The sequence below is a fragment of the Rhizobium sp. RU20A genome, from assembly GCF_900155885.1.
Lineage (GTDB): Bacteria > Pseudomonadota > Alphaproteobacteria > Rhizobiales > Rhizobiaceae > RU20A.
Map to the genome: position 1 here is coordinate 497124 of NZ_FTMB01000001.1, position 26854 is coordinate 523977.

The 26854-nt window shown below is 63.5% G+C and carries 25 protein-coding genes; 9 read left to right on the plus strand and 16 right to left on the minus strand.

From position 1 onward, the window contains the following. Positions 1-2: 2 nt before the first annotated feature. Both mfd and F3H41_RS02450 read left to right on the plus strand, forming a co-directional pair. On the plus strand, positions 3-3512 hold the full coding sequence (mfd, locus tag F3H41_RS02445; protein WP_149736976.1) for a transcription-repair coupling factor: 3510 nt from the start codon (positions 3-5) through the stop codon (positions 3510-3512). A gap of 78 nt (positions 3513-3590) precedes the next feature. Beyond that, on the plus strand, positions 3591-4193 hold the full coding sequence (locus tag F3H41_RS02450; RefSeq protein ID WP_149736977.1) for a hypothetical protein: 603 nt from the start codon (positions 3591-3593) through the stop codon (positions 4191-4193). A gap of 229 nt (positions 4194-4422) precedes the next feature. On the opposite strand, the gene F3H41_RS02455 is transcribed toward F3H41_RS02450, so the two are convergent. Together F3H41_RS02455 and F3H41_RS02460 are read right to left on the minus strand one after the other, a co-directional pair. Continuing rightward, entirely contained in the window at positions 4423-5082 is a 660-nt protein-coding gene (locus F3H41_RS02455) for a DsbA family oxidoreductase (RefSeq protein WP_149736978.1), read from the minus strand. Positions 5083-5143: 61 nt separating this feature from the next. Beyond that, positions 5144-6961: an extracellular solute-binding protein gene (locus F3H41_RS02460; protein ID WP_149736979.1), complete on the minus strand. Its 1818-nt coding sequence runs from the start codon at positions 6959-6961 to the stop codon at positions 5144-5146. Positions 6962-7258: 297 nt separating this feature from the next. Between F3H41_RS02460 and F3H41_RS02465 the strand changes: the two genes are divergently transcribed. Continuing rightward, positions 7259-7888: an invasion associated locus B family protein gene (locus F3H41_RS02465; RefSeq protein WP_149736980.1), complete on the plus strand. Its 630-nt coding sequence runs from the start codon at positions 7259-7261 to the stop codon at positions 7886-7888. 114 nt (positions 7889-8002) lie between these two features. Here the strand turns inward: F3H41_RS02465 and hspQ are convergent, their stop codons facing one another. After that, the gene (hspQ, locus tag F3H41_RS02470) at positions 8003-8332 is read right to left on the minus strand and encodes a heat shock protein HspQ (RefSeq protein WP_149738176.1); all 330 of its coding nucleotides are present in this window, start codon (positions 8330-8332) and stop codon (positions 8003-8005) included. A gap of 119 nt (positions 8333-8451) precedes the next feature. Between hspQ and F3H41_RS02475 the strand changes: the two genes are divergently transcribed. After that, positions 8452-9189 carry a hypothetical protein gene (locus tag F3H41_RS02475; protein WP_149736981.1) on the plus strand — a complete coding sequence of 246 codons (738 nt, stop codon included), beginning with the start codon at positions 8452-8454 and terminating at the stop codon, positions 9187-9189. 198 nt (positions 9190-9387) lie between these two features. On the opposite strand, the gene glnA is transcribed toward F3H41_RS02475, so the two are convergent. After that, the gene (gene glnA / locus F3H41_RS02480) at positions 9388-10797 is read right to left on the minus strand and encodes a type I glutamate--ammonia ligase (protein ID WP_149736982.1); all 1410 of its coding nucleotides are present in this window, start codon (positions 10795-10797) and stop codon (positions 9388-9390) included. 68 nt (positions 10798-10865) lie between these two features. Then, positions 10866-11204: a P-II family nitrogen regulator gene (locus F3H41_RS02485; protein ID WP_003508042.1), complete on the minus strand. Its 339-nt coding sequence runs from the start codon at positions 11202-11204 to the stop codon at positions 10866-10868. Positions 11205-11598: 394 nt separating this feature from the next. Here F3H41_RS02485 and F3H41_RS02490 point away from each other — a divergent pair, with 394 nt between their 5' ends. Then, positions 11599-13080, plus strand: a complete 1482-nt coding sequence (locus tag F3H41_RS02490) for an NAD(P)H-hydrate dehydratase (RefSeq protein ID WP_149736983.1) — start codon at positions 11599-11601, stop codon at positions 13078-13080. 93 nt (positions 13081-13173) lie between these two features. Here F3H41_RS02490 and F3H41_RS02495 read toward each other — a convergent pair whose 3' ends face one another. Together F3H41_RS02495 and uvrA are read right to left on the minus strand one after the other, a co-directional pair. After that, complete coding sequence (locus tag F3H41_RS02495; protein ID WP_149736984.1) at positions 13174-13989, minus strand: DUF72 domain-containing protein; 816 nt, start codon at positions 13987-13989, stop codon at positions 13174-13176. Positions 13990-13999: 10 nt separating this feature from the next. Next, positions 14000-16921: an excinuclease ABC subunit UvrA gene (gene uvrA, locus F3H41_RS02500; protein WP_149736985.1), complete on the minus strand. Its 2922-nt coding sequence runs from the start codon at positions 16919-16921 to the stop codon at positions 14000-14002. 307 nt (positions 16922-17228) lie between these two features. Between uvrA and F3H41_RS02505 the strand changes: the two genes are divergently transcribed. The 3 genes from F3H41_RS02505 (at position 17229) to F3H41_RS02515 (ending at position 20857) form a co-directional block, all read left to right on the plus strand. Next, the gene (locus F3H41_RS02505) at positions 17229-17771 is read left to right on the plus strand and encodes a single-stranded DNA-binding protein (RefSeq protein WP_149736986.1); all 543 of its coding nucleotides are present in this window, start codon (positions 17229-17231) and stop codon (positions 17769-17771) included. 486 nt (positions 17772-18257) lie between these two features. Next, positions 18258-19550, plus strand: a complete 1293-nt coding sequence (locus F3H41_RS02510; protein WP_244616115.1) for a DegQ family serine endoprotease — start codon at positions 18258-18260, stop codon at positions 19548-19550. Then, the gene (locus tag F3H41_RS02515) at positions 19547-20857 is read left to right on the plus strand and encodes a replication-associated recombination protein A (RefSeq protein ID WP_149736988.1); all 1311 of its coding nucleotides are present in this window, start codon (positions 19547-19549) and stop codon (positions 20855-20857) included. The genes F3H41_RS02510 and F3H41_RS02515 overlap by 4 nt, the downstream gene beginning before the upstream one ends. Positions 20858-20890: 33 nt before the next feature. Here the strand turns inward: F3H41_RS02515 and F3H41_RS02520 are convergent, their stop codons facing one another. The 4 genes from F3H41_RS02520 to crcB form a co-directional block, all read right to left on the minus strand. Further along, complete coding sequence (locus F3H41_RS02520; RefSeq protein WP_149736989.1) at positions 20891-21676, minus strand: ATP12 family chaperone protein; 786 nt, start codon at positions 21674-21676, stop codon at positions 20891-20893. Continuing rightward, the gene (locus F3H41_RS02525) at positions 21669-22334 is read right to left on the minus strand and encodes an HAD-IA family hydrolase (protein ID WP_149736990.1); all 666 of its coding nucleotides are present in this window, start codon (positions 22332-22334) and stop codon (positions 21669-21671) included. The genes F3H41_RS02520 and F3H41_RS02525 overlap by 8 nt, the downstream gene beginning before the upstream one ends. Continuing rightward, a complete protein-coding gene (locus F3H41_RS02530) occupies positions 22331-23326 on the minus strand; it encodes an RluA family pseudouridine synthase (RefSeq protein WP_149736991.1) in 996 nt (331 codons plus the stop codon). Before F3H41_RS02530 ends, F3H41_RS02525 begins: the two co-directional genes overlap by 4 nt. Before the next feature lie 70 nt (positions 23327-23396). Beyond that, positions 23397-23774: a fluoride efflux transporter CrcB gene (gene crcB / locus F3H41_RS02535; protein ID WP_149736992.1), complete on the minus strand. Its 378-nt coding sequence runs from the start codon at positions 23772-23774 to the stop codon at positions 23397-23399. Positions 23775-23961: 187 nt separating this feature from the next. Between crcB and F3H41_RS02540 the strand changes: the two genes are divergently transcribed. Then, positions 23962-24273, plus strand: a complete 312-nt coding sequence (locus F3H41_RS02540; protein WP_149736993.1) for a DUF1883 domain-containing protein — start codon at positions 23962-23964, stop codon at positions 24271-24273. Positions 24274-24349: 76 nt separating this feature from the next. On the opposite strand, the gene fghA is transcribed toward F3H41_RS02540, so the two are convergent. The 5 genes from fghA to F3H41_RS02565 are packed head-to-tail and all read right to left on the minus strand — an operon-like array spanning position 24350 to position 26848. Further along, positions 24350-25183, minus strand: a complete 834-nt coding sequence (gene fghA / locus F3H41_RS02545) for an S-formylglutathione hydrolase (protein ID WP_149736994.1) — start codon at positions 25181-25183, stop codon at positions 24350-24352. A 30-nt stretch (positions 25184-25213) separates the two neighbouring features. After that, positions 25214-25879 (minus strand): DUF1345 domain-containing protein, encoded by a 666-nt coding sequence (locus F3H41_RS02550; protein WP_149736995.1) that lies wholly within the window; start codon positions 25877-25879, stop codon positions 25214-25216. Next, on the minus strand, positions 25876-26322 hold the full coding sequence (locus tag F3H41_RS02555; protein ID WP_149736996.1) for a YaiI/YqxD family protein: 447 nt from the start codon (positions 26320-26322) through the stop codon (positions 25876-25878). Before F3H41_RS02555 ends, F3H41_RS02550 begins: the two co-directional genes overlap by 4 nt. A 3-nt stretch (positions 26323-26325) precedes the next feature. Then, positions 26326-26583 (minus strand): BrnA antitoxin family protein, encoded by a 258-nt coding sequence (locus F3H41_RS02560; RefSeq protein WP_149736997.1) that lies wholly within the window; start codon positions 26581-26583, stop codon positions 26326-26328. Continuing rightward, positions 26546-26848 carry a BrnT family toxin gene (locus tag F3H41_RS02565; RefSeq protein WP_244616049.1) on the minus strand — a complete coding sequence of 101 codons (303 nt, stop codon included), beginning with the start codon at positions 26846-26848 and terminating at the stop codon, positions 26546-26548. Before F3H41_RS02565 ends, F3H41_RS02560 begins: the two co-directional genes overlap by 38 nt. Between the last annotated feature and the right edge of the window lie 6 nt (positions 26849-26854).

The window sequence follows — 26854 nt, forward strand, 5'->3', positions numbered from 1 at the left end:
CCATGAAAATTCCCGGATTCGACGCCCGCAAGGTCGCTTCCAGCGCCCGCGAAGTCACGATCTGCCCGGCGCCGGCCGGGCTGGAGCCGCTGCTGATTGCGGAGCTGGCGCGCACATCCGGGCCGCTCGCCTACATCCTCTCGGACGGGCAGCGGGTGGCCGATCTGGAGCAGATGCTGGCCTTTGCCGCGCCGGATATTCCGGTGCTGACGCTGCCCGGCTGGGACTGCCTGCCCTATGACCGTGTCTCGCCGAGCGCCGACACCTCCGCCCGCCGCCTGACGGCCATCGGCAATCTCATCGCCCACGCCGCAAAGCCGCATCCGGCTATCGTGCTCGTTACGGTGAACGCCGCGTTGCAACGGATGCCGCCGCGTGAGGTGATGAAGAGCCTCGGCTTTTCGGCAAAACCCGGCCAGACCGTCCGCATGGACGATATCGTCGCGCGTCTTGAGCATAACGGCTTCGAACGTGTCGCGACCGTGCGCGATGTCGGCGAATATGCCGTACGCGGCGGCATTCTCGATGTCTTCATCGCCGGCATGGGCGAGCCCGTGCGCCTGGATTTCTTCGGCGACACGCTGGAAACGATCCGCTCCTTCGACACCGCCACGCAGCGTACCACCGGCCAGCTGAAGAGCATCGACCTCAACCCGGTCAGCGAAGTCTCCCTCACCAAGGAGACGATCAGCCGCTTCCGCACCAACTACCTCTCCCTCTTTGGCGCCGCGACCCGCGACGATGCGCTCTACCAGGCTGTTTCCGAAGGCCGTCGCTACGCCGGCATGGAGCACTGGCTGCCGCTGTTTTACGGCGAACTCGAAACCGTCTTCGACTATCTCGATGGCTTTCGCATCGTCACCGACCACACGGTGCGTGAGGCCGCCGGCGAGCGCGGCAAGCTGATCGCCGACTACTACGAAGCGCGGCGCGATGCCGCCAAGCCCGGCAAGGGCGAGAGCGCGCAGGCGACGCCCTACAAGCCGGTGCCGCCGGAACAGCTCTACCTCGATGTAGACGCCTTTTCCGGCGAGCTTTCGGGCGGCAACGCCATCCGGCTCTCACCCTTCCTCGAACAGGCCGCCGACAACCGCTCCGTCGTGGAAATCGAAGCGCGCATCGGCGTGCGCTGGGCCAAGAGCACGACGGAGGCCGTGCCGGAAGGCGAGCGCGCCAACGTCTTCGAACTCGCCGTCAAATACATCGCCGACCGCCGCTCGAAGGGCGACAAGGTGCTGGTCTCCGGCTGGACGGAAGGTTCGCTCGACCGTCTCTTGCAGGTGCTCGCCGAACACGGCCTCGGCAATGTCCGCACCATCTCCGCCCTCAAGGAGATCGACACGCTGAAGCCGGGCGAGGCCGCCGCCGCCGTGCTCAGCCTCGAAGCCGGCTTCGAGACCGGCAACCTCGTCGTCGTTGGCGAACAGGACATTCTCGGCGACCGCATGGTGCGCCGCTCCAAGCGCCGTCGCCGCGGTTCGGATTTCATCGCGGAAGTGGCGGGGCTGGAAGAAGGCTCCATCGTCGTGCATGCCGAGCACGGCATCGGACGTTTCGTCGGCCTGCGCACCATCGAGGCGGCCGGCGCCCCGCATGCCTGTCTCGAACTGCGTTATGCCGATGACGCCAAGCTCTTCCTGCCGGTCGAAAACATCGAGCTTCTGTCGCGCTACGGCTCGGAAGGCAGCGATGCGGTGCTGGACAAGCTCGGCGGCGTTGCCTGGCAGGCCCGCAAGGCCAAACTCAAGAAGCGCCTGCTGGACATGGCCGGCGGCCTGATCCGCATCGCCGCCGAGCGCGCCACGCGCCATGCGCCGGCGCTGGTCGCGCCCGACGGGCTCTACGACGAATTCGCCGCCCGCTTCCCCTATGACGAGACGGACGACCAGATGAACGCCATCGAGGCGGTGCGCGAGGATCTCGGCGCCGGCCGGCCGATGGACCGTCTGATCTGCGGCGACGTCGGCTTCGGCAAGACGGAAGTGGCCCTGCGCGCCGCCTTCCTCGCCGCCATGAACGGCGTGCAGGTGGCCGTCGTCGTGCCCACCACGCTGCTGGCGCGCCAGCATTTCAAGACCTTTTCCGAGCGCTTTCGTGGCCTTCCGATCCGCGTGCAACAGGCCTCCCGCCTCGTTGGCGGCAAGGAGCTGTCGCTGGTCAAGCGCGAGGTGGAGGAGGGCAAGACCGACATCGTCGTCGGCACCCACGCGCTGCTCGGCACCTCCGTCAAATTCGCCAATCTCGGCCTGCTGATCATCGACGAGGAGCAGCACTTCGGCGTCAAGCACAAGGAGCGCCTCAAGGAACTGAAGTCGGACGTCCATGTGCTGACGCTCTCGGCAACGCCGATCCCGCGCACGCTGCAATTGGCACTCACGGGCGTGCGCGAACTTTCGCTGATCACCACGCCGCCGGTCGACCGCATGGCGGTGCGCACCTTCATCTCGCCGTTTGATCCGCTGGTGATCCGCGAGACGCTGATGCGCGAGCATTATCGCGGCGGGCAGAGCTTCTATGTCTGCCCGCGCCTCGCTGACCTCTCGGAAATCCATGATTTCCTGCGCGCCACCGCGCCGGAGCTGAAGGTCGCGGTCGCCCACGGCCAGATGGCGGCGACCGAGCTCGAAGACATCATGAACGCCTTCTACGAGGGCCAGTACGATGTCCTGCTATCGACCACCATCGTCGAATCCGGCCTCGATGTGCCCACGGCCAACACGCTGATCGTGCACCGCGCCGACATGTTCGGCCTTGCCCAGCTCTACCAGCTGCGCGGCCGGGTCGGTCGCTCCAAGGTGCGCGCCTTCGCGCTCTTCACGCTGCCCGCCAACCGTACCCTGACGACGACGGCCGATCGCCGGCTCAAGGTGCTGCAATCGCTGGATACGCTCGGCGCCGGTTTCCAGCTCGCCAGCCATGACCTCGACATCCGCGGCGCCGGCAACCTGCTCGGCGACGAACAGTCCGGCCATATCAAGGAAGTCGGCTTCGAGCTCTACCAGCAGATGCTGGAAGAGGCGGTCGCCGAACTCAAGGGCACCGAGGAAGTGCGCGACAGCGGCTGGTCGCCGCAGATTTCGGTCGGAACGCCGGTGATGATCCCGGACGACTACGTGCCGGACCTGCACCTGCGCCTTGCCCTCTACCGCCGTCTCGGCGAGGTCACCGACCTCAAGGAAATCGACGCCTTCGGCGCCGAACTCATCGACCGTTTCGGCCCGCTGCCGATCGAGGTGCAGCATCTCCTGAAGATCGTCTACATCAAGTCGCTCTGCCGCACCGCCAATGTCGAAAAGCTCGACGCCGGCCCGAAGGGCATCGTTATCCAGCTCCGCAACCGCGAATTCCCGAACCCCGCCGGCCTCGTCGGCTACATCGCCAAGCAAGGCACCCTGGCGAAAATCCGGCCCGACCACAGCATCTTCTTCGCGCGTGATTATCCGACGCCAGAGAAGCGCCTGCAGGGCGCGGCCGTGGTGATGACACAGCTTGCGGCACTGGTGGGGCAGTAGATTAAGGTTGCATTAATTATAATTGACAACCTGTGAGGTGTAGTCGCATGCTGCCCCTATCCAAATGGGGGACGCAGCATGGATCCGTGGCTTGAGCTGGCGAAGAGTATTCATCCTCAATTGGGGCCGGCGCTTGCCGGGCCCAACGGCGTGTCGATCGGCGAGAGCGCCATTGCCGCTGCAAAGCGCGTGACCGGTACGAGTGACATCGATCAGGCGGCTTCCGCTCTCGAAGGAGACGGGAACCTCAAAAGCGAGCTTGGCAGTCAGATCGCCCAGGCGATCGCCAGCGCTGCGACCGTGCCACAGAAGATCCGCCCTCAGCAAACTGCGGCGGGTGACGCCGAGGATCCATCCCTGAAGGCGGCAAGTGTCGAGGCTGTGGAATTGGCGGAGGCACGAGCGGCCTATTTGGCTGCCATCGCCAATCAGCGTTTCGGGTGGGTTGCTCCGCTGCTCTCTGTGCTCATTCCCGTCAGCTTTATCGGCGTCGTCTTTGCCCTGCTTTTCTTCAATCCGACAGGCGCCTCTGGACAGGTTTTCAATATTGCGCTTGGCAGTCTTGCAACGGCATTCGCGACCGTCATCGCATTCCATTTCGGTTCGTCCAGCGGTTCGAAGAAAAAGGATGAACGGCAGTCTCTTCTTGCCGCGGAACGCGAAGCATCCCGCAGCGCGTAACCGTTGAAAGAAAAATAGTTAGCCGACTTACTAAATGACGACCGATCGTTCGATTTGGCCGGTTTGTGCCGCACGTCTCTTCTACCCGGCGGGAAGAAGATGGCCCGAAGGGTCAGATGAGGGGGACGGCGAAGCCAAACAATCGTCCTGTGGCGTATGGCGCTTATGGTCTTGCCGGAAACGCCGCAGGTGGATCATCGCAGGCAAAAGGCAGCGGGTGGGGAGATAATCACCCCGCCGCGCCTTCCTGCCCGACCTGACGGATCGCATCTTCCAGCGTCTCGACGCTCTGTGCGCCCATCACAGCATACTTGCCCTGCAGCACAAAACACGGCACACCGCTGACGCCCATCTGACGGGCGGCGTCGATTTCGCCGGAGACGGTGTCGCGATCGGCGTCGCTCTCGAGCAATCGTGCCACGACGGCCCGTTCCATACCGGCGCTCTCGGCAATGGCGAGCAGCGTCTCTTCGTCGCCGACATCGCGGCCTTCCTCGAAATTTGCCTTGAAGAGGGCGCTTGCCACGGCATTTTGCTGCTCCGGCCCGCCCGTTGCGGCCCAGTGCAGAAGGCGGTGCGCGTCGAGCGTGTTGGGCTCGATCTCGATCTTGTCGAACTGGTAGTCGATGCCGGCTTCCCGGCCGAGCCCGCGCAGCATGTCTTGGGCGCGATCCACCGCCGCCTGCCCGCCGAGCTTGGCGGCCAGATGCGGCTTGTGGGGGACGCCCTCCGGTGGCAGGTCGGGGTTGAGCTGGTAGGGTCGCCAGCGCACGATGACATCGACCTCGGTCGAAACGGTGCGCACCGCCTGATCGAGCCTTGCCTTGCCGAGATAGCACCAGGGGCAGACAACGTCCGACACGACATCGACGGTAACGATCGGCTTCATGTAATATTCCTCTTGTCTTGCTCTACCGCTGCACAGCGTCACGCCGCCGCGCCGGCATCGCTCACTGTTGCGCGCGGGCGTCCCACCATGTCTGCAACTGATAGCCATAGAGCGGTACCGCATCCGGTCGTGCGATGTAGTTGCGTCGCGCAACCCATTGTTCAGCCACATGATAGAGGGGTACGACGTAAAAATTCGAGACCAGCATGCGGTCATGGGCCCGCACGGCGGCGACGAAATCCTCCTCGCTGCGCGCCTGAATGAGGTTGTTCACGAGCTTGTCGACGGCAGGATCGGCAACGCCGGCGAAGGAATCGACACCAGAACGATCGCGCGATTGCGAGTTCCAGCGCTGCACCTGTTCGACACCCGGAGACAGAGAGGATGTATAGGCCTTGATGATCATGTCGTAGTCGAAGGTCTGGCTGCGCTGCTGATACTGCGCATCATCCACCGTGCGGACCGAGAGCGCGATGCCGAGCGCGGCAAGCGAGCGCTGATAGGCAAGGGCCATCTTCTCCTGACCCTCGTTCTGGGTCATCACCTCGAAAGCGAGCGGCCTGCCATTGGCATCCACCATCTTGCCGTCCTTCACCGTGTAGCCGGCTTCCCGGAACAGGGTCATCGCCTCGCGCAGGACATTCCGGTCCCGTCCGGACGCATCCGTCACGGGCAGGCGGTAGGTACCGTCAAGAACGCCTGGCAGGATGCGGTCCTTGATGTCGCCGAGCAGCGCCAGTTCCCGGTCGTCGGCCGGCGTGTCGAGATACGAAAGCTTGGAATTCTGCCAGTAGCTCTGCGTGCGCGTATAGGCGTTTTCGAAAAGGTTCTTGTTCACCCATTCGAAATCGAAGGCCAGCGTCAGTGCCTGCCGCAGCTTCACATTGTCGAAGACGGGGCGACGCAGGTTGAAGACGAAGCCGAGCATGCCCGACGGGGTCTTGGGCGTGAACGTCTCCTTCACCACATCCCCGCTCGTCACCGCCGGAAAGGTGTAGCTTCGCTTCCACTTGACCGGGCTTCCCTCGGCATAGACATCCACCTCGCCCTTTTTGAAGGCTTCGAAAAGGGTGCTGTCCTGCAGGAAATACTCGACCGAGATCTGGTCGTAATTGTCGAAGCCGACCTTGGCCGGCAGGTCCTTCGCCCAGTAATCGTCGCGGCGCTGATAAACGATGCGCTCGCCGGGTACCACCGAGGCCACCTTGTAGGGGCCGGAACCAACCGGGAATTTCAGGGTCGTCTGGTCGAAAGTCGCGACATCGGTCGCATGCTTCGGCAGGATCGGCGTCAGGGCGAGAAGCAGCGGAAACTCGCGGTCGGCCTTTTCATTGAAGGTGAAGCGCACACTGCGCTCGCCCACCTTTTCCATCTTCGCCACCTTGTCGAGGCGGCTGGAGAAGGGCACGCGGCCCTTGTCGCGGAAAATCTCGAAAGTGAAAATCACATCCTCTGGCGTCACCGGTTGGCCATCCGCCCACCGCGCCTTCGGGTTCAGGTTGAACTGGATGAAGGTCCGGTCCTCATCCCATTCCACTGTCTCGGCCAGGAGCCCATAGAGCGAAAAGGCTTCGTCGCGCGAGCGCTGCATCAGCGAATCATAGACGAGATTGCCGAACTCCGGATCCAGCATGCCGCGCGCGGTGGTGCGCATGCTCTTCAGGATGAACGGATTGAGATTGTCGAACGTGCCGACGACGCCATAGGCGATCTTGCCACCCTTCTTCACCGTCGGATTGACGTAGGGGAATGCCTTGAAATCCGCGGGCAGGGCAGGCTGGCCGTGCATGGAAATGGCGTGAACGGGGTCTGCCAGGGCAGGCGCGGCGGCGAGAAGCTTTGCCGTGACCAGTGCCAGGCCGATGAAAAGGGCGCGCACGTCGTCCTCCCTTGGGCGAGTTGCATGTGAGTCGGGCGACGTTACCACGATCCCGGGAAGGGGCAATTCCAATCAGTTGCCCGTGGGTTTTCTGAGGCAGAGCCGGACATGCTGACGAAATTCATCACGAAAGACTGGATTATGGGGACGCCGCGATGTAACAGGTTTGGCGAAACAGGGGTCATGCATTTGCCTCATTTGGCCAACAGGGAAGCTGTCGGCCCACGGGAGGGCGAGGCGCGGCCCCGGCGCACGTTGCTTCGTTCCAGAGACGGAATTCAGGAGACAGATCGAACCATGTCGTTCACGAAAAACATCACCAAGCGCGTGGCCCTGCCGGTGCTCTCTCTGGCTGTTGCCGCCGCTTCGCTGCCGACCGTCGCTTCGGCCCAGCAGGCCGCCGGCCGTCCGCCGCAGGGCTGGTTCAAGGTCTGCACCAAGCAGGAAGACAATGACGTCTGCATCGTGCAGAACCTGATGACCGCCAATAACGGCCAGCTGATCACCGCTGTCGGCCTCATCACCGTATCCGGCAAGGTGAACCGCAAGGCGCTGCAGGTATCCGTTCCCTCCGCACGGCTGATCCCGTCGGGCGTCCAGATGCAGATCGACGGTGGCAAGGCCATCAAGCTCGACTACGCCATCTGCATGCCCGACAAGTGCGTCGCCGAAGCGCCGCTGAACGATGCCACCATTGCAAGCCTCAAGAAGGGCAATGAGGTCGTCTTCACCTCGGTCAACTTCCAGCGCGCTCCGAACCCGATCAAGTTCACCCTCGCCGGCTTCACCGGTGCATTCGATGGTGACCCGATCGAGCAGTCGCAGCTCGAAGAGCGTCAGCGTCTCCTGCAAGAAGAAATGCAGAAGAAGGCTGAAGACGCGCGCAAGAAGCTGGAAGAAGCCCAGAAGGCCGCCAAGCAGCAGTAACATGCTGGCGCTCCCGCGCAGCATTTACCCGATCGAAAAAACGGCCCGGACAGCATCGTCCGGGCCGTTTCGCGTTTCAGAGTGTCCGGTCAGCACGCAGCGGTTCGCACGCCGTCAATGCTGCACGACGGCCTTCGGTTTGAAGCTTCCCGGCCCGTCCGGCGTAAAGAGGGCATGAACCTGCTGGCTGCGCAGCGGAAGGCCGCTCTCATCTGGTACCAGGTTTTGCTCCGACACATAGGCGATGTATTCGCTCTCTGCGTTTTCGGCGAAGAGGTGGTAGAAGGGCTGCTCCTTGTGCGGCCGGATCTCGGCCGGGATGGCATTCCACCACGCCTCCGTATTGGCAAATTCCGGGTCGACGTCGAAGATCACGCCGCGGAAGGGGAAAATGCGGTGGCGGACGACTTGTCCGATCTGAAATTTCGCGTTTCTCTGTTTCATGGCCCCGACCATCCTTTCTTTCGAATAATTGGGGTCACACAGCCGTAACATCAATGGGGTGGATGGTTCGGCAGGGACCTGACAGTCAATGTCGGGTTGAGCCGGAAAGCGAGGGCAATGTGGCAGTCCGCACAGCACGCAAGAGTGAGGTCATCTCGCGCGGCCCTCCGACCGGGCGGGGCGGCAATGGCCGCGTCCTGACGATCTTGCTGTTCGCCGCGCTCGTGGCCGGCGGCGTCTATGCCCTTTCGGAGCAGCAGCGCCTGAAGCGGGAGATCGTGCACATGGACGCCGAGCTTCGCCGCGTCACCGAGGCCCGCCTCTCGGCCGAGGCCGAAATCAAGTCGCTCGCGCGCGAACTCGACGCGTTCCGCCAGAACGCTGCTACCTGGGCCACCGAGATCGAAAAGGAGTATGCGGCGCTGAAACTGACGGAAATCCCCAAGCTGACGCGCCTTCTCGACAAGCGCGATGCGGAAGTGACAGCGCTGGAGAAGAAGCTGAAGGTCGCCGCGCAGGAGGCCGATCGTATCGTCGCAGGTTACGTCGAACAGCTTGCCGCGCTTTCACGCACACTCGCTGATGAAAAGACCAATGCGCGGGCACTTGAGGAGAGTCTCGCCGCCGCGACCCGGGACCGTGACGCAGCGATCACGAGGGCGGACGGCTTGCGGACCGAAATTGATGCAAGCGAAGCCGATCTCGCGAAACTCACCGCTGCCAAGCAGGCGCTTGAGGCGGAAAGCCGCGCCACCATTGCTGCGCTGAATGCGCAGATCAAAAGCCTGAAGGCGGCAAAGCACGAGGCGCCAGCGCCGTCGAGCGGAACCCAACCGCAGACCACCGTCAGTCCGTAATCCTGACCGTCAGAGCGTCGGTCAGCGGCCGCGTGGGCGCTTTTAAGAAACACGATTCGTCTTGCCCGCACCCGGACGCTGAGGTGGCTTGGCCGGTGATGGCGGGGAAACGCCAACCCGTCTCTGCGCAAATTTCTTTGCCGGCCAACAAAAAACCCCGGCGGGACGAGCCGCCGGGGTTTCAGAGACATCAGCCGATCAGGCCGAATAGTACATGTCGAACTCGACCGGGTGCGGGGTCATTTCGTAGCGCATGACCTCGACCATCTTCAGCTCGATATAGGCGTCGATCTGGTCGTCATCGAAGACGCCGCCGGCTGTCAGGAACTTGCGGTCCTTGTCGAGGCTTTCGAGTGCTTCGCGCAGGCTGCCGCAGACCGTCGGGATCTTCTTCAGCTCTTTTGGCGGCAGGTCGTAGAGATCCTTGTCCATGGCCTTGCCCGGATGGATCTTGTTCTTGATGCCGTCGAGGCCGGCCATCAGCATGGCGGCGAAGCCGAGATAGGGGTTTGCCAGCGGATCGGGGAAACGCACTTCGACGCGCTTCGACTTCGGCGATGAGCCGAAGGGAATGCGGCACGAGGCCGAGCGGTTGCGGGCCGAATAGGCGAGCAGAACCGGTGCCTCATAGCCCGGCACGAGACGCTTGTAGGAGTTCGTCGTCGGGTTTGTGAAGGCGTTGATCGCCTTGGCATGCTTGATGATGCCGCCGATATAGTAGAGGCAGCTTTCCGAAAGACCGGCATATTCGTCGCCGGCGAACGTCGGCTTGCCGTCCTTCCAGATCGACTGGTGCACATGCATGCCCGAGCCGTTGTCGCCGAAGATCGGCTTCGGCATGAAGGTGGCCGTCTTGCCATAGGCATGGGCGACCTGATGCACGACATACTTGTAGATCTGGATCTTGTCGGCGTTGCGCACCAGCGTGTCGAACTTGACACCGAGCTCGTGCTGGGCGGCGGCCACTTCATGGTGCTGCTTTTCGACGACCACGCCCATTTCGGCGAGAACCGTCAGCATTTCCGAGCGCATGTCCTGCGCGCTGTCGATTGGCGGAACCGGGAAGTAGCCACCCTTCACGCGCGGACGATGGCCCATGTTGCCGGTCTCGTAATCCGTGTCGTCGTTGGACGGCAGTTCGTTGGAATCGAGCTTGAAGCCGGTATTGTAGGGGTCGGCCTTGTACTTCACGTCGTCGAAGACGAAAAATTCGGGCTCGGGACCGACGAAGACGGTGTCGCCGATGCCCGACGCCTTGAGGTAGGCTTCGGCCTTCTTGGCCGTGCCGCGCGGGTCGCGGTTATAGGCCTCGCCGGAGACCGGGTCGAGAATGTCGCAAACGATGACCATGGTGGACTGGGCGAAGAAGGGGTCCATATGGACCGTGTCCGGATCGGGCATCAGCACCATGTCGGACTCGTTGATCGCCTTCCAGCCGCCGATGGAGGAGCCGTCGAACATCACGCCGTCGGCAAACATGTCCTCGTCCACGCAGGACACGTCCATCGTCAGGTGGTGCAGCTTGCCGCGCGGATCGGTGAAGCGCAGATCGACGAACTTCACGTCGTTGTCCTTGATCTGCTTGAGAATGTCGTTGGCGGTCGTCATTGTGTTTCCGGTCCCTTATTGGTTGACGGTTCTTGCCCGGCCATGGCTCTAGCCGGGGATCATTGCAGTCAGATGGCATCCACGCCGGTTTCCCCGGTCCGGATGCGGATCACTTCCTCGATATTGGACACGAAGATCTTGCCGTCGCCGATGCGGCCCGTCTGGGCGGCGTTGCGGATGGCCTCGATGACGGCCTCGGCATTCTCGTCGGCCAGCACCACTTCCACCTTCACCTTCGGCAGGAAGTCGACGACATATTCGGCGCCGCGATAAAGCTCCGTATGGCCCTTCTGGCGCCCGAAGCCCTTGGCCTCCGTGACGGTAATGCCCTGCAGGCCGACTTCCTGAAGGGCCTCCTTCACCTCATCGAGCTTGAAGGGCTTGATGATCGCTTCGATCTTTTTCATGAGGAAAACACTCTCCGCTTCTCCCGTTGCAGCAGGCCTGGCCCGCATGCGCCAGTCTATGCAGTTTGTGTGCCAATTCATCCGAAATCTGCGTCATCGGAAGCGAATCGGCAGGTTTTTCGCGTCGTCCAGCGTGTTTTTTGCATGCTCCTCGTCAAAATTGCCTGCTTTTTGGCGAGAGTGCCGAATTTCCACGCTGAACACACTGTGCCGCAGATTGTGGCCTTTGTTAAGCATCATAATTAAGCGCTTAATTTGTGCAAATGCCTAAAATATATCCGTTTTCTCGCGTTTTGGGAGTTGGAGGCGTGGAGGAAGACGGCGGGCGGCAAAATGACGATGCTCGCCATCTTTCGTCATATCGGCGCGCCCCGTGGGCGGTTAAGGTTGTGGCATGCAGCAGACATTTTCCAGATCCGGGCTTCTTCTGACACCCGACGAAATGGCCGGCGTCGACCGTGCGGCCGCAGCCTCCGGCATCGACAGTTTCCTGTTGATGCGGATGGCCGGCGAAGCTGTGGCCGCGGCCGCGCTCAAGGCCGAGCCCGGCGCGCTGCGCTTCATCGTGCTCACTGGTCCCGGGAACAATGGCGGGGACGGTTATGTTGCGGCTGAAGCCTTGAAGGCCTCGGGCGCGGATGTCGTGCTCTTTGCCATGCAACCGCCTGCGGCATTGACCGGGGATGCGGCGCGCGCTGCTGCGGGATGGACGGGCGCCATCGCCAGTCTAGATGCGTGCGACCTGAAGCCGGGCGATGTCGTGGTCGACGCGCTCTTCGGCGCCGGCCTGTCGCGCCCCGTGCCCGACACTGTCGTTGCGCTGGCGGAGAGGGCGCAGGCCCTCAGCCTTCCCGTCATCAGCATCGATCTTCCCTCCGGCATTGACGGGCGCACCGGCACGGTCCGGGGCGGAGCCTTCCGCGCGCGGCACACGATCACCTTCATGAGCCTGAAACCCGGTCACGTGCTGATGCCGGGCCGGGACCATTGCGGTCGTGTCGAGGTTGTTGATATCGGCATCCCCGAACGCTTCCTTACCGCCGCCGCTGGTCGCCTTGCCATCAACGCGCCCGCCATATTCGACGCTGCCAGAAAACGGAACGGCGCGGACAGCCACAAGTTCAGCCGCGGCCATCTCGTCGTCTTTTCGGGCGGGCCATCCACCACGGGCGCAGCTCGCCTTTCCGCCACGGCCGGGCTGAAAGCGGGCGCCGGCCTCGTTACGCTCGCAAGTCCCGGCAATGCGCTTGCCGTCAACACCACGCACCTGACGGCGGTGATGACGCGCCGCCTGGATGATCTTGCCGGCCTCACCGACTGGCTGGAGGATCGCCGCCTTGCGGCCTTCGTGCTTGGCCCCGGCTTCGGTGTCAGTGAAACGACGCGCCTCTACGCGCTCGCCCTCGTGGGTCGCCCGGTCGTTTTCGATGCCGATGCGATCACCGCTTTCGCCGGCGAGCCGGGGAGCCTTTTCGAGGCCATCAGGCAGAACGGTTGGCCTGTGGTGCTGACGCCGCATGCGGGCGAATTCGCGCGCCTCTTTCCCGATCTCTCCGCCAAGGATGCGCTCTCCAAGATCGACAAGGCGCGTGCCGCTGCCGCCCGCAGCGGCGCCGTGGTGCTTTTCAAGGGCGCCGACACGGTCGTAGCCGCACCCGATGGCCGTGCCGTCGTCAATGTTTCGGCCCCGCCCTTCCTCGCCACCGCCGGCTCCGGCGATGTCCTGGCCGGCATCATCGGCGCACATCTGGCCGAAGGCATGCCACCCTTCGAAGCCGCCGCCGCCGGCGCCTGGCGCCACGGCGCTGCCGGTTATCTCGCAGGCGAGGGGATGACGGCGGAAGATCTGGTGGCGGCCATCAGGCCTCTGCCGTGACGGCGACGACAAATTTTTTGGGCCATGGCCCGTTGGCCAGGAAGCGGGCCTGCCGGCTACCCTTGCCGAGCCGGTGGCCGGTCATCGCTCCGGTCAGCCGGCAACCGCCCGCTGTAGTACCTGCGCGCCCTCCGGCGCATTCACCTTGCCGCCCGTGATGAAGAAGGCGAAGACCTCGCGCGGCTTGGTCTCCACCGTGCGATCCGGCGCGATGCGCGGCAGGTCATCGGGTACCCCGCCCGCCGCATAGGTCTTGAAGCGTCCGGCCCAACGGTCGATCTCGGCAGGGGGATAGCAGGTCGGCGTCTCGTCCGTCCCTTTCTGCAGGCGCGCATACACGAAGTCGGCCGTGGCATCGGCAAACATCGGATAGTCGTGGTGGTCGGCGCAGACGGCAGCGATCTCGTATTTTGCGAGGAGATCGATGAAGGCGGGCGTGCAAAAACTCTCGTGGCGCGGCTCAACGACATGGCGCAGCGGCCGTCCGTCCAGCGTTTTCGGCAGGCGTTGCAGGAAAGCCTCGAAATCCTCCGGCTCGAATTTTTTGGTCGCCATAAACTGCCACAGGATCGGACCGAGATGGGACCCGAGCTCCGCAATGCCCTGACCCAGAAACTTCTCGATCGAGGGCCCAGCCTCGGTCAGGACCTTGCGGTTGGTGCAGTACCGGCTCGCCTTCAGCGAAAAGACGAAATCCTCCGGCACTTCCGAAGCCCATTTGGCGAAGGTCTCGGGCTTCTGGCTGGAATAATAGGTGCCGTTGACCTCGATCGCCGTCAACTGGCGGCTGGCATGTTCCAGCTGCCGCTTCTTCGGCAGTTTCGGCGGATAGAAGCTCTCATCCCATGGCTCGAACGTCCAGCCGCCGATGCCGGTCCGGATCGTTCCGCCTGCCGCCTTGGTCCCCATCACCCAACTCCTATTCCGCCGCGGCGATCGCCTTCATCGGCCGCCGTTCCAGAAGCTCCTTCAGGAACTGGCCCGTATAGGAGCGATCCACGTTCACGACCTCTTCCGGCGTGCCCTCGGCAATCACCTGACCGCCGCCATCGCCGCCTTCCGGACCGAAATCGATGATCCAGTCCGCCGTCTTGATGACCTCGAGATTGTGCTCGATAACCACGACCGAATTGCCCTGATTGACCAGTTCGTGCAGCACTTCCAGGAGCTTGGCGACGTCGTGGAAGTGAAGACCGGTGGTCGGCTCGTCGAGAATGTAGAGCGTGCGGCCAGTGGAGCGCTTCGACAGCTCCTTGGCGAGCTTGACACGCTGCGCCTCGCCGCCCGAGAGCGTATTGGCCTGCTGGCCGATCTTGATATAGCCGAGGCCCACCTGGTTCAGCGTCACCAGCTTGTCGCGCACCGCCGGCACGGCGGCGAAGAAATCGACGCCTTCCTCCACGGTCATGTCGAGCACGTCGGCGATCGACTTGCCCTTGAAGGTCACGTCCAGCGTCTCGCGATTGTAGCGCTTGCCATGGCAGACGTCGCAGGTGACATAGACGTCCGGCAGGAAGTGCATTTCGATCTTGATGACGCCATCGCCCTGGCAGGCCTCGCAGCGCCCGCCCTTGACGTTGAAGGAGAAGCGGCCCGGCTGGTAGCCGCGCGCTTTTGCCTCCGGCAGACCGGCGAACCAGTCGCGGATCGGCGTGAAGGCGCCGGTATAGGTGGCCGGATTGGACCGCGGCGTGCGGCCGATGGGCGACTGGTCGATGTCGATGACCTTGTCGATATGCTCGAAACCGTCGATGCGTTCATGCTCGGCCGGCAGCTCGCGTGCGCCCATGACGCGCCGTGCCGCCGCCTTGTAGAGGGTCTCGATCAGGAAGGTGGACTTGCCGCCCCCGGAAACGCCGGTGACCGCCGTGAAGACACCGAGCGGAATGGCGGCGGTGACGGATTTCAGGTTGTTGGCGCGCGCGCCGACGACCTTCAGTTCCTTCTTCTTCTTCGGCTTGCGCCGTTCGGACGGAACCGCGACATTCAGCTCGCCGGAAAGATATTTGCCGGTCAGCGAAGCCGGATTGGCCATGATTTCGGCCGGCGTTCCCGCGGCCACCACGCGGCCGCCGTGAATGCCGGCGGCCGGGCCGATATCGACGACGTAATCGGCCGTCAGGATGGCATCCTCGTCATGCTCGACGACGATCACGGTGTTGCCGATGTCGCGCAGGTGGCGCAGCGTATCGAGAAGCCGCGCATTGTCGCGCTGGTGCAGGCCGATCGACGGCTCGTCCAGCACATAGAGCACGCCTGTCAGGCCCGAGCCGATCTGCGAGGCCAACCGAATGCGCTGGCTTTCGCCGCCCGACAGCGTGCCGGAATTGCGCGAGAGCGAGAGATAATCGAGGCCGACATCGTTGAGGAAGCGCAGGCGGTCACGGATTTCCTTGAGAATACGGACCGCAATCTCGTTCTGCTTCGTGTTCATGCGCTCCGGCAGCGTCTCGAACCAGTCACGCGCCACGCGGATCGACATGGCGCAGACCTCGCCGATATGCAGCCTGTCGATCTTCACCGCCAGAGCTTCTGGCTTCAGGCGATAGCCGTTGCAGGCCGGGCAGGGGGCGGCGGACATGAACCGCTCGATTTCCTCGCGCGCCCAGGCGCTATCGGTCTCTTTCCAGCGCCGCTCCAGATTGGGCACGATGCCTTCGAAGGTCTTCACCGTCTTGTAGGCGCGCGCGCCGTCCTTGTAGTCGAACTCGATCTTCTCGTCCGTTCCGTGCAGGATCGCGCGCTGCGCGGCGTCGGAGAGGTCGCTCCAGCGGCTGGAAAGCTTGAAGCCGTAAGCTTTCCCCAGCGCTTCCAGCGTCTGATTGTAATAGGGCGAGGACGACTTTGCCCAAGGGGCGATCGCCCCGTCCTTCAGCGTGCGATGCGCCTCGGGCACGATCAGGTTTTCGTCGATCTTCTGCTGGCTGCCGAGCCCGTCGCAGGTCGGGCAGGCACCGAAGGGATTGTTGAAGGAAAAGAGCCGCGGCTCGATTTCCGGAATGGTGAAGCCCGAAACCGGGCAGGCGAATTTTTCCGAAAACAGAACCCGCTCATGGGTCTCGTTCAGTGACTTGTTGGCGGAGCCGCCGGCAGACGTCTCCTCCGGCGGCAGCGGCTTGTCGGCGAATTCGGCCACCGCGAGCCCGTCGGCGAGCTTCAGGCAGGTCTCCAGGCTGTCTGCAAGGCGTGCGGCAAGATCCGGGCGCACCACGACACGGTCCACGACCACGTCGATATCGTGCTTGTACTTCTTGTCGAGGGTGGGCGCCTCGGCGATCTCGTAGAACTGCCCGTCGATTTTGACGCGCTGGAAGCCCTTCTTCATGAGCTCGGCGAGTTCCTTCTTGTACTCGCCCTTGCGCCCCCGAACCATTGGCGCAAGAATGTAAAGCCTTGTGCCCTCTTCGAAATCGAGAATGCGATCGACCATCTGGCTGACCGTCTGGCTCTCGATCGGAAGGCCCGTCGCCGGCGAATAGGGCACGCCGACGCGCGCAAAGAGCAGGCGCATGTAGTCGTAGATTTCGGTGACCGTGCCGACCGTGGACCGCGGGTTCTTCGATGTCGTCTTTTGCTCGATGGAAATCGCCGGCGACAGGCCGTCGATCTGGTCGACATCCGGCTTCTGCATCATTTCCAGGAACTGGCGTGCATAGGCCGACAAACTCTCGACATAGCGCCGCTGCCCTTCCGCGTAGATCGTGTCGAAGGCAAGCGACGACTTGCCGGAGCCGGAAAGCCCCGTCATCACGATCAGCTTGTTGCGCGGCAGGTCGAGGTCGACACCCTTGAGATTGTGCTCGCGGGCGCCACGAATGGAAATGGTCTTCAGTTCGCTCATGATATCCAGCGTCGGTTTCGGCAGACCCTCATGTAGGGTGTCTGCCGCGCCTGTCCATCGGTCTTCGTCCATCGGGGGGAGGATGTTCACCTATCCGTGCCCGTTTCCGATTCGGTTGACAAGAGAATAGGGGATGTTTAGAACAAAAAAAGAACAAAATCGGAGTGGCCGGGGATTATTGCTGTGGATTGACCCGTGAGGGGAAGCGACGCGGGTGACCGTGTGGCGAGCGGGTGTCTATGATGGCGCAAATTTCGGCGGGCGGCCGGCTTGCGGGCCGGCGCGCCCCTCAACAGGGACGACAACGATGGCTGGTAGCGTCAACAAGGTAATTTTGGTCGGTAACGTCGGGGCGGACCCGGAAATCCGTCGCACGCAGGACGGCCGTCCGATCGCCAACCTGCGCATCGCGACCTCGGAAAGCTGGCGCGATCGCAACTCCGGCGAACGCCGCGAAAAGACCGAGTGGCACAATGTCGTCGTCTTCAATGAGGGTCTGTGCAAGGTCGTCGAGCAGTACATCAAGAAGGGTGCCAAGCTCTATATCGAAGGCGCGCTGCAGACCCGCAAGTGGCAGGACCAGAACGGCAATGACCGCTACACCACGGAAGTCGTGCTGCAGGGCTTCAATTCCACGCTGACCATGCTCGACGGTCGCGGCGAGGGCGGTGGCGACCGCCGCATGTCCGGTGGCGGCAATGATTATGGCGGCTCCTCCTTCGGCTCCGCGCCGTCCTACGACGATTACGACCGTCCGCAGGCCTCCGGCTCGTCGAGCGGTGGCGGCCGTCAGTCTTCCGGAGGCGCCAGCAACTTCTCGCGCGACATGGATGACGATATCCCGTTCTGATCGGCGGGTTTCCCCGCCGCGAGGGCGGCAGTGAAGGCGAGACGCCCTTTTGGGCGTGCGCGTCTTCCCGTGGAAAGGGGCACACGCGATGAGACGCGGAAACGGGTCCATCGCGGACGCTCCGGCCGACGATAAGGGTGCGGGACCGGTGTAGAGTGGGGCCGGTTCGTAACGCGACGCCTTGCCTGGGGGATGCCGCGGCGGCGGGCTGGCAAAAAGGCGGCAATTCTTTCCGTCTTTTAACTTTGCCGCACGCCCGCGCCATCCTATCTCTGACGGCCGAACCGCATCATTTTCAGGATCGTATCCATGACGTTCTTCCGCCGCTTCGCGCCCCGCCGGGTCGTCCTTCTTCTTGCCTCCATCGGCCTCTTGTCGGCGGGCGTCGCCGGCACGGCGCTGGTCGCCGAGCGGCTCGACCTCCTGCCCGGCGCGGCCCTTGCGCAGGGCACGGATGCCAAGCGTCTTCCGGCCGACCGCACCGAAATGCAGATGTCCTTCGCGCCCCTCGTCAAGCAGACCGCCAATGCCGTGGTCAACGTCTATGCCGAGCGGGTGGTCCAGCGTCGGTCTCCCTTCGACGGCGATCCCTTCTTCGAGCAGTTCTTCGGCCAACGCATGCCGAACCGGTCGGAAAAGCAGTCCTCGCTCGGCTCCGGCGTCATCGTCGGCGCCAACGGCATCGTTGTCACCAACAACCATGTCATCGAGGGCGCCGACGACATCAAGGTGGCGCTCGCCGATGGGCGCGAGTTCGCCAGCACCGTCGTCCTGAAGGACGACCGGCTGGATCTCGCCGTGCTCAAGATCAAGTCCGATACAACGTTCGACACGATCCCGATCGGCGACAGCGATGCCGTTGAGGTCGGCGATCTCGTGCTCGCCATCGGCAATCCCTTCGGCGTCGGCCAGACCGTGACCAGCGGCATCGTCTCGGCGCTTGCCCGCAACCAGGTTGTCTCGGGCGATTTCGGGTTTTTCATCCAGACCGATGCGGCCATCAATCCCGGCAATTCGGGCGGCGCGCTGATCGACATGAAGGGTCAGCTGATCGGCATCAACACCGCGATCTTCTCGCGCGGCGGCGGTTCGAACGGTGTCGGGTTCGCCATTCCCGCCAATCTGGTGAAGAGCTTCGTGACCTCGGCCGAGGGCGGCAGCCCGAGCTTCGTGCGGCCCTATATCGGCGCCAGTTTCGAACCCGTCACCTCCGAGGTTGCCGAGGCGCTGGGGCTTGATCGCGCCCGCGGCGCCCTCGTGACCGCCGTCGTCGCCGGTGGGCCGGCCGAAAAGGCGGGCCTGAAGCCCGGCCAGGTTGTCACCGCCGTCAATGGCATTGCGGTCGAGCATCCCGACGCGCTCGGTTACCGCCTGACGACGGTCGGCATCGGTCACGACGCGAAGCTGACGGTCAGCGACAATGGCAGGAGCCGCGAGGTCACGCTGGCGCTTGCCGCCGCGCCCGAGACCACCCCGCGCGACGAGCGGCTGATTGAGGGACGCAATCCTTTCTCCGGCGCCGTCGTTGCCAATCTCTCGCCGCGCCTTGCCGATGAGCTGCGCCTCGGCAACACGACGGAAGGCGTTGTCATCGTCGAGGTGAAGCGCGGTTCTCCCGCCGCCCGCATCGGCCTGCAGGCAAAAGACATCGTCGTCGCCGTGAACGGCGAGCAGATCGACAAGTCGAAGACGCTTGAAACGGCGGTCGCGACCGATCCGGCCTTCTGGCGCGTCGAAATCCTGCGGGACGGCCAGCTCATCCGGCAGTTCTTCCGATGAGTGATCTCTTCGCGCAGGGCGCGCCCGACATCATCCGGGAGAAGCGGCCGCTGGCAGATCGCCTGCGGCCGAAAACGCTGGATGAGGTCAGCGGCCAGGCGCACCTGACCGGGCCGGACGGCGTTCTGCGACGCATGATCGAGGCGGGATCCCTGGGGTCGATGATCTTCTGGGGCCCGCCGGGCACCGGCAAGACGACGGTGGCGCGCCTCCTGTCGGGCGAAGCGGGACTGGCCTTCGAGCAGATCTCGGCCATCTTCTCCGGCGTCGCCGATCTCAAGAAAGTCTTCGAATCGGCGCGTGCCCGGCGCATGTCCGGTCGCCAGACGCTGCTCTTCGTCGACGAAATCCATCGCTTCAACCGCGCCCAGCAGGACAGTTTCCTGCCGGTCATGGAGGATGGCACCGTCATCCTCGTTGGCGCGACGACGGAAAATCCCTCCTTCGAGCTCAATGCCGCTCTTCTCTCCCGCGCCCGGGTGCTCACCTTCCGCTCCCATGACGAGGAGAGCCTAACGGAGCTCCTGGCGCGCGCCGAGACCGTTGAGGCCAAGGCGCTGCCGCTTGATCCGGAGGCCCGCGCCAGCCTGATCCGCATGGCCGATGGCGACGGCCGGGCCGTGCTGACGCTCGCAGAAGAAGTCTGGCGCGCCGCGCGTTCCGGCGAAGTCTTCGATGCGGCGGCCTTGCAGGAGGTCGTGCAACGCCGCGCCCCCGTCTATGACAAGGGGCAGGACGGCCACTACAACCTCATTTCCGCGCTTCACAAATCGATCCGCGGCTCGGATCCGGATGCGGCTCTCTATTACCTCTGCCGCATGTTCGATGCCGGTGAGGACCCGCTGTTTCTCGGCCGGCGTCTCGTGCGCATGGCGGTTGAGGATATCGGCCTTGCCGATCCGCAGGCCCTGGTCGTCGCCAATGCGGCCAAGGACGCCTATGATTTCCTCGGATCTCCCGAGGGGGAACTGGCGCTCGCCAATGCCTGTGTCTACCTCGCCACCGCGCCCAAGTCGAACGGGGTCTATGTCGCCTACAAGGCGGCGATGCGGTCCGCGAAGGAGCATGGCTCGCTTCTGCCGCCCAAGCATATTCTGAACGCCCCGACCAAGCTGATGAAGGGCGAAGGGTATGGCGATGGCTATCGCTACGACCACGATCAGCCCGACGCCTTCTCCGGCCAGGACTATTTCCCGGAGAAGATGGGACGCCAGCAATATTACGATCCGCCGGAGCGCGGCTTCGAACGCGAAATCCGCAAGCGCCTCGACTGGTGGTCCAAGCTGCGCCGCGAACGCGGTGGCTGAACGCCCCCCGCAAGGCTTGCCGCTCTGGAGCGCTTATCGCAGGGAATCGAGCGTGCGGACCGCCGCGTCGAAGTCGATGTAGCGCCGCGCGCGCCGCAACGCCGCCTCCTCGTCCTCGCCCCACTGCGAAATCTGCCAGTCCTCATCGACATGGGCCGCGGCCCAGATGTCGTCCGGCGTGCGGAAACCCTCGGCAAAGGCGATGGCGAGGATGGCCGAGCCCGTCAGGCTGGTGATGGTGTGCAGGCAGGTGAGGCCGAGCGGCGTTGCATAATTGCGCAGCAGTTCGGCGTAGCCGTTGATCGCCGCCGCCGGCTGCTCCCGGTGCATAATGCCGGATACGGTCAGGAAGGGCGCACCGCCCGCGCCCGCCATCCAGTCGAGAATGGGATCCCAGACGGCGTTCTGCCGGGCCACCAGGCCTTCCGGCTGGTCGGCGCGGTAGCAGAGCATGTCCGTTCCGGCAAAGCGCAGGATTTCGGCAAACACGGCACGGTGCTCGACGGAAACGCCGTCGATCGCCGTGTTGACGAGACGGGTGATCGGCATGGCATCCGGCTCGATCGTCTCGCCCTGCGCGTCCCATTCGTCCCGGAGGAGGCCAGCCAGCGCCGCGGTCGGCACGCTGAGCGTGTTCTTGGCCGGCGTCTTCAGCGAGCGCCCGTCCAGGAGCACGGCATGGCCGCCGCCCTCCGCCTTGCCGGTCGTCACGTCCTTGTAGAAGCGCCTGACGGCCGGCTTCTGCATCTGGATCTGGGCACGGCGAACCGGATCGGGATCGGTCAGCATGCCGTTGAGCTCGTCGCGGTGATCAGACATCGTTTTCTTCCAGCCAGTCGATAATTTCACCCGGGGTGCGCACGATATGGCGCGCGCCCGCATCGGCAAGGTCGGCGACTCCGCCATAGCCCCAGGACACGCCGAGCGGAATGGCGCCAGCGTTGACCGCCATCTGCATGTCGTAAACGCTGTCGCCGATGACGATGGTGCGGGCAGCATCGATTCCCGCGTCTGCGCAGCATTCGCTGACCATGGCCGGATGCGGCTTGGAGGGGCAGTCATCGGCCGTGCGCGAGACGAAGAACGTCTTCTCGAAGCCGTGCGCCTGTGAAATCAGGTTGAGGCCGCGGCGGGATTTGCCGGTCACGGCGCCGAGCACCAGCCCATCATTGCCGGCAAGCGCCGCCATCATGTCCCCAATCCCGGCATACAGCGGCTCCTGGAATCCGGGCGTGGCCCGCACGCCCCCGTAGATGTCCTTGTAGTGCTGCGTCATCGAGAGCACCTCGTCATCCACATGCGGGCGACCGGCGATCCGTGCGATGGCGATGTCCAGTGTCAGGCCGATGATCGATTTCGTCGCAGCATAATCGGGTTCGGGCAGGCGATAGGCGAGGAAGGTCCGGCGCATGACCTCGTGGATCAGCCGGCCGCTATCGACGAGCGTGCCGTCGCAATCAAAGAGCACCAGCCTCATTCGCCGTCGATCTCCCCATTGGTCTCGTCGAAGCCGATGAGGTTGAAGCTCTGCACCATGTGCTGCGGCATCGGCGCGCTGACGCGCAGGCGCCCGCCCGAGGGATGGGGGATGTCGATATGGCGGGCGTGAAGGTGCAGCCGGTTCTGCATGCCGCCGGGGAAACTCCAGTTGATATCGGCCTCGAAATATTTGGGGTCGCCAAGAATGGGGTGGCCGATATGGGCGGCGTGAACACGCAGCTGGTGCGTTCGGCCCGTATAGGGCTCCATTTCCAGCCAGCAGAGGTTCTGGCCGGCCTGCTCGAGGATGCGGTAATAGGAAACGGCGTGATCGGCGCCGTCCTCGCCATGCTTGGCAATGCGCATCCGGTCGCCATCCGGCGTTTGTTCCTTGACGAGCCAGGTGGAGATGCGGTCCTCGCGCTTGCGCGGCACGCCCTTCACGATGGCCCAGTAGGTCTTTTTCGTATCGCGTTCGCGAAACGCCGCCGTCAGCTTCTGGGCAGCGCCGCGCGTGCGGGCAATGACAAGGACGCCGGAGGTGTCGCGGTCGAGACGGTGCACGAGGCGCGGCTTTTCACCCCTCTGGTTGGTCCATGCTTCCAGCATCTTGTCGATGTGCCGGTTGACGCCCGATCCACCCTGCACGGCAAGGCCCGGCGGCTTGTTGAGCACGATGACCTTGTCGTCCTCGTGCAGCACCATGCGCGAGAGAAGCTCGCCGTCATCGGAATGGCGCAGGTCCCTGGCGCCGATCGGTCCGCTCTTCGGTTCCTTGCCATCGACGCCCATGGGCGGGATGCGAACGGTCTGGCCGGGCTCGACGCGGCTATCGGATTTCACGCGGCCGCCATCGACCCGGATCTGGCCCGAGCGCAGCAGTTTCTGCAGCGCGCCAAAGCCGAGGCCGGGATAGTGAACCTTGAACCAGCGATCGACGCGCATGCCGGCCTCATCCGGCTCCACGGTTCTGTGCTCGATGCCTGCCATGTCTGTTCCTTCCGTAGGCGCCTTCGATTGGCTGTCGCACCCGGTCTGTACGTCGTGTTTGGGCCTGTTCCTACAGAATGGCCCGCATCAGGGCCAGCCCTGCAAAGACCCCGCCAATGGAAAAACCGACACTCGCCACCACATAGCCGGCGGCTGTCAGCACCTGCCCGCGTTCGAACAGCGTGACCGCATCGAGGGAGAAGGCCGAAAACGTCGTGAACCCGCCGAGGCAGCCCGTGATCAGAAAGAGCCGTATCTCCTGCGGGGCTTCGCTGCGCAGCGCGAAAACGCCCGCCACCATGCCGATGAGCAATCCGCCGACAAGATTGACGGTGAACGTTCCCCAGGGAAAGGCGGGGCCGAACTGTCTCAGCGTCGCAAGACTGACGAGATAGCGCAGAACCGAACCGATGGCGCCGCCAATGGCAACGAGAACAATGTTCAGCATGACCTTTTCCTTGCTTCGAGATGGCACGGCGAACGGGAGGGCGCCGGAAAACTTTTCTTAAGTGTATACGCTCTAGTATGCCTGCGCCCAGAAGGGCAGCGCGCCGTGGGATGCCGGGCGAGGGAAGGAAGCCAAAGCCGCCCGGGTCGAGCAGTGCCTTGTTCGGCAATCAATGATGGCATGGACCATGCAAGCATTCAATTTTACCCATTACGACCTTCGCGAACAGCGCGCCGGCACCATTGTCGAGATAACTCTGTCGGCTGTCGCCAACGTCCGCCTGATGACGGACGCCAATCTGAAGCTCTACAAGCAGGTTCTCAAGCACCAGTTCGTCGGCGGCGTCGCCAAGAAGTCTCCCCTGCGTCTAACGGTGCCAACGTCCGGCCACTGGCACCTCATTGTGGATATGCAGGGGTTGAACGGTCTTGCCCAGTCCAGCATTCGCGTGATGGACGCGACGGGCGTAGCAGGCGCGCGGCTTCAATCCACGACCTGAGGCCGCGTCAACCTGAACAGCGGCCGGGGCAGGGGCAACCTTGCCCGACAGCCGTTCTCGTCGCGACCGAGCGTGGTCAGCCCAGCCGGTCCGCGTGCCAGCGCAGGTGGTCGTCCATGAAGGTGGAAATGAAATAGTAGGAATGATCGTAGCGCTCGTGCAGGCGCAGCGTCAGGCCAATATCGGTTCCCTTCACCGCCTCTTCGAACAGCCACGGGCGCAGCCCGTTTTCCAGGAAGCCGTCGGCCTTGCCCTGGTCGATCAGGAATTCCGGGAAGCGCGCGCCATCTTCCACCAGAGCGCAGGCATCGTAGGCGCGCCAGCGTGACGGGTCCTCGCCAAGATAGCTCGTCAACGCGCCGATCGACCAGTCCGCCGTCGATGGCTGAACGATGGGCGCAAAGGCCGAGCAGCTCTTGATACGGTCGGGGTTTTTAAGCGCGATCGTCATCGCGCCATGGCCGCCCATCGAATGGCCGAAAATGCCCTGCCGTTCCCGGTCGGCGCGGAATTGTTCGAACACAAGCGCCGGCAGTTCCTCGGTGACGTAGCTGTACATCTGATAGTGCGCAGCCCAGGGCTCTTCTGTCGCATCGACGTAGAAGCCGGCGCCTTTGCCCTTCTGCCAATTCGTCAATTCGTCCGCGACATCGTTGCCGCGCGGGCTGGTGTCGGGGCAAACGATGATCAGTCCGAGTTCGGCGGCCAGCCGGCGGTACTCGCCCTTTTCCATCACATTGGCATGGGTGCATGTCAGGCCCGACAGATACCACAGCACGGGGCGCGGCTCGGAAATGGCCTGCGGCGGCACGAAGACCGCGAAGGTCATTTCGCAGTTGCACGCTGCGGACTCATGGGCAAAGACGCCCTGCATGCCGCCAAAGGCGGTGTTTTGCGAGATGATCTTCATGGCGGATCCTTTCGGGGCCTTCCGGCCCGCCTACTGCGCGAGATTGATGACCGCATTGACGGACGCAGCGATCAAGACGGTGTTGAAGAAGAATGACACGACCGCATGCGCAAGGTTCAGGCGCCGCATGGCCGTCGTGGTGATCGCAACGTCGGATGTCTGCGCCGTCATGCCGATCACGAAGGAGAAGTAGAGAAACTCGGTGACACCCGGATCCGCGTCCCCGGGAAAATCAAGGCCGCCGGAAACTTTATGCCCGCCCGTCTTGCCCTTTTCCCCCAGTGTTGCGGGCATCCAGTAGAGATGCGCATAGTGCAGCGCGATCATCGTATGGATCGTCAGCCAGCCGAGAATGACGGCCACGAAGGCCATGAGCGTTTCCAGTCCGCGCCCGTCGCCCTTGTCGTTCAGCGCCATGAAGAGCGACACGATCGCAACGACGACCGCGACCAGCGTGACCAGCAGGATGACGCTGGCCGGTGGATCGTTCTGGGCGGCCCGGTGTTTCAGATACTCCGCCGTCAGTCGGGGCAGACGAGCCGCGGTGATCGCGAGATAGGCCGTGAAGAAGGCGAGGGCAGGCGTCTCTCCGGCAAAAGCCGGCGCCAGCAGCGCGGTCACCGCGAAGGCTGCCGCTGCTGCCGCAAGACCGATGAAGAAGGCAGCATATCGTCTGTCGCTCCACGAGCGGATCATGCCTTTGCCCTCCGGCACAGGCGCTCCAGCGTTTCGAGAAAAGACGAGCGGTCCCGCGCAGAAAAGGCCGCGTTGTAGCCCTTGCTTTCGCCGGTTTCCCGCAGATGCGCGCCGAGGTCACGCATGGCGGTGGCCATCCCGATATTGGTCGTGTCGAAGACGCGCCCCGTCGGCCCGGTGACGAGTGCTCCCGCTGCCACGCACCGCCCGGCAAGCGGCACATCCGCCGTGACCACGATGTCACCGGGGCCTGCACGCTCGGCAATCCAGTCGTCTGCCGCATCGAAGGCCCCGGAGACGATCACGTTCTTGACCATGGGATCGCGCGAGGGCCGCAGCCCCGAATTGGCAACGAAGGTCACCGGCAGGCCATGCCGCTCGGCCACCTTCAGAATCTCCGGCTTCACCGGGCAAGCATCGGCATCAACGTAGATTTCGGGCATGGACTATTTTTTCAGGCTGCGTGCGTAGGATTCCAGCACGGCATTCATCCGCGTCTGATAGCCTTTACCCGTTGACCGAAACGCCTGCAGCACCGATCTTTTCACCCGCAGCGTGATCTGCTCTGTACCCTCAGGTTCAACAAGGACGGCCTTCTGCCAGAAGTCGTCATTGAGTTCAGGAATATCACTGGTGTCGATCTCATCATCAGCGAGCGCTGCCAGATCATGGGGACTGAGTTCTTTCTCGAATCGTTTCGGCATAGCGATCCCGCTCTCTGCGTTTTGCAGGCCGCGCCGAAATCAGGCGGATGCGGCCATTCCTGTCCGTGTGTGTCACGACGATGACCACCAGGCCATCCAGCAGGCCAATGCTGTTCTGTCGAACTTCGCCATAGTCGTTCCGATCATCATCAGCAGTTAAGATGATGCCGTCGAAGATTTTGCATGCTTGGCGGAAACTGATGCCGTGCTTGGCGATGTTCGCCGCGTCCTTGTCATCGTCCCATTCGAAGCGAATTGTAGCCACGATTGC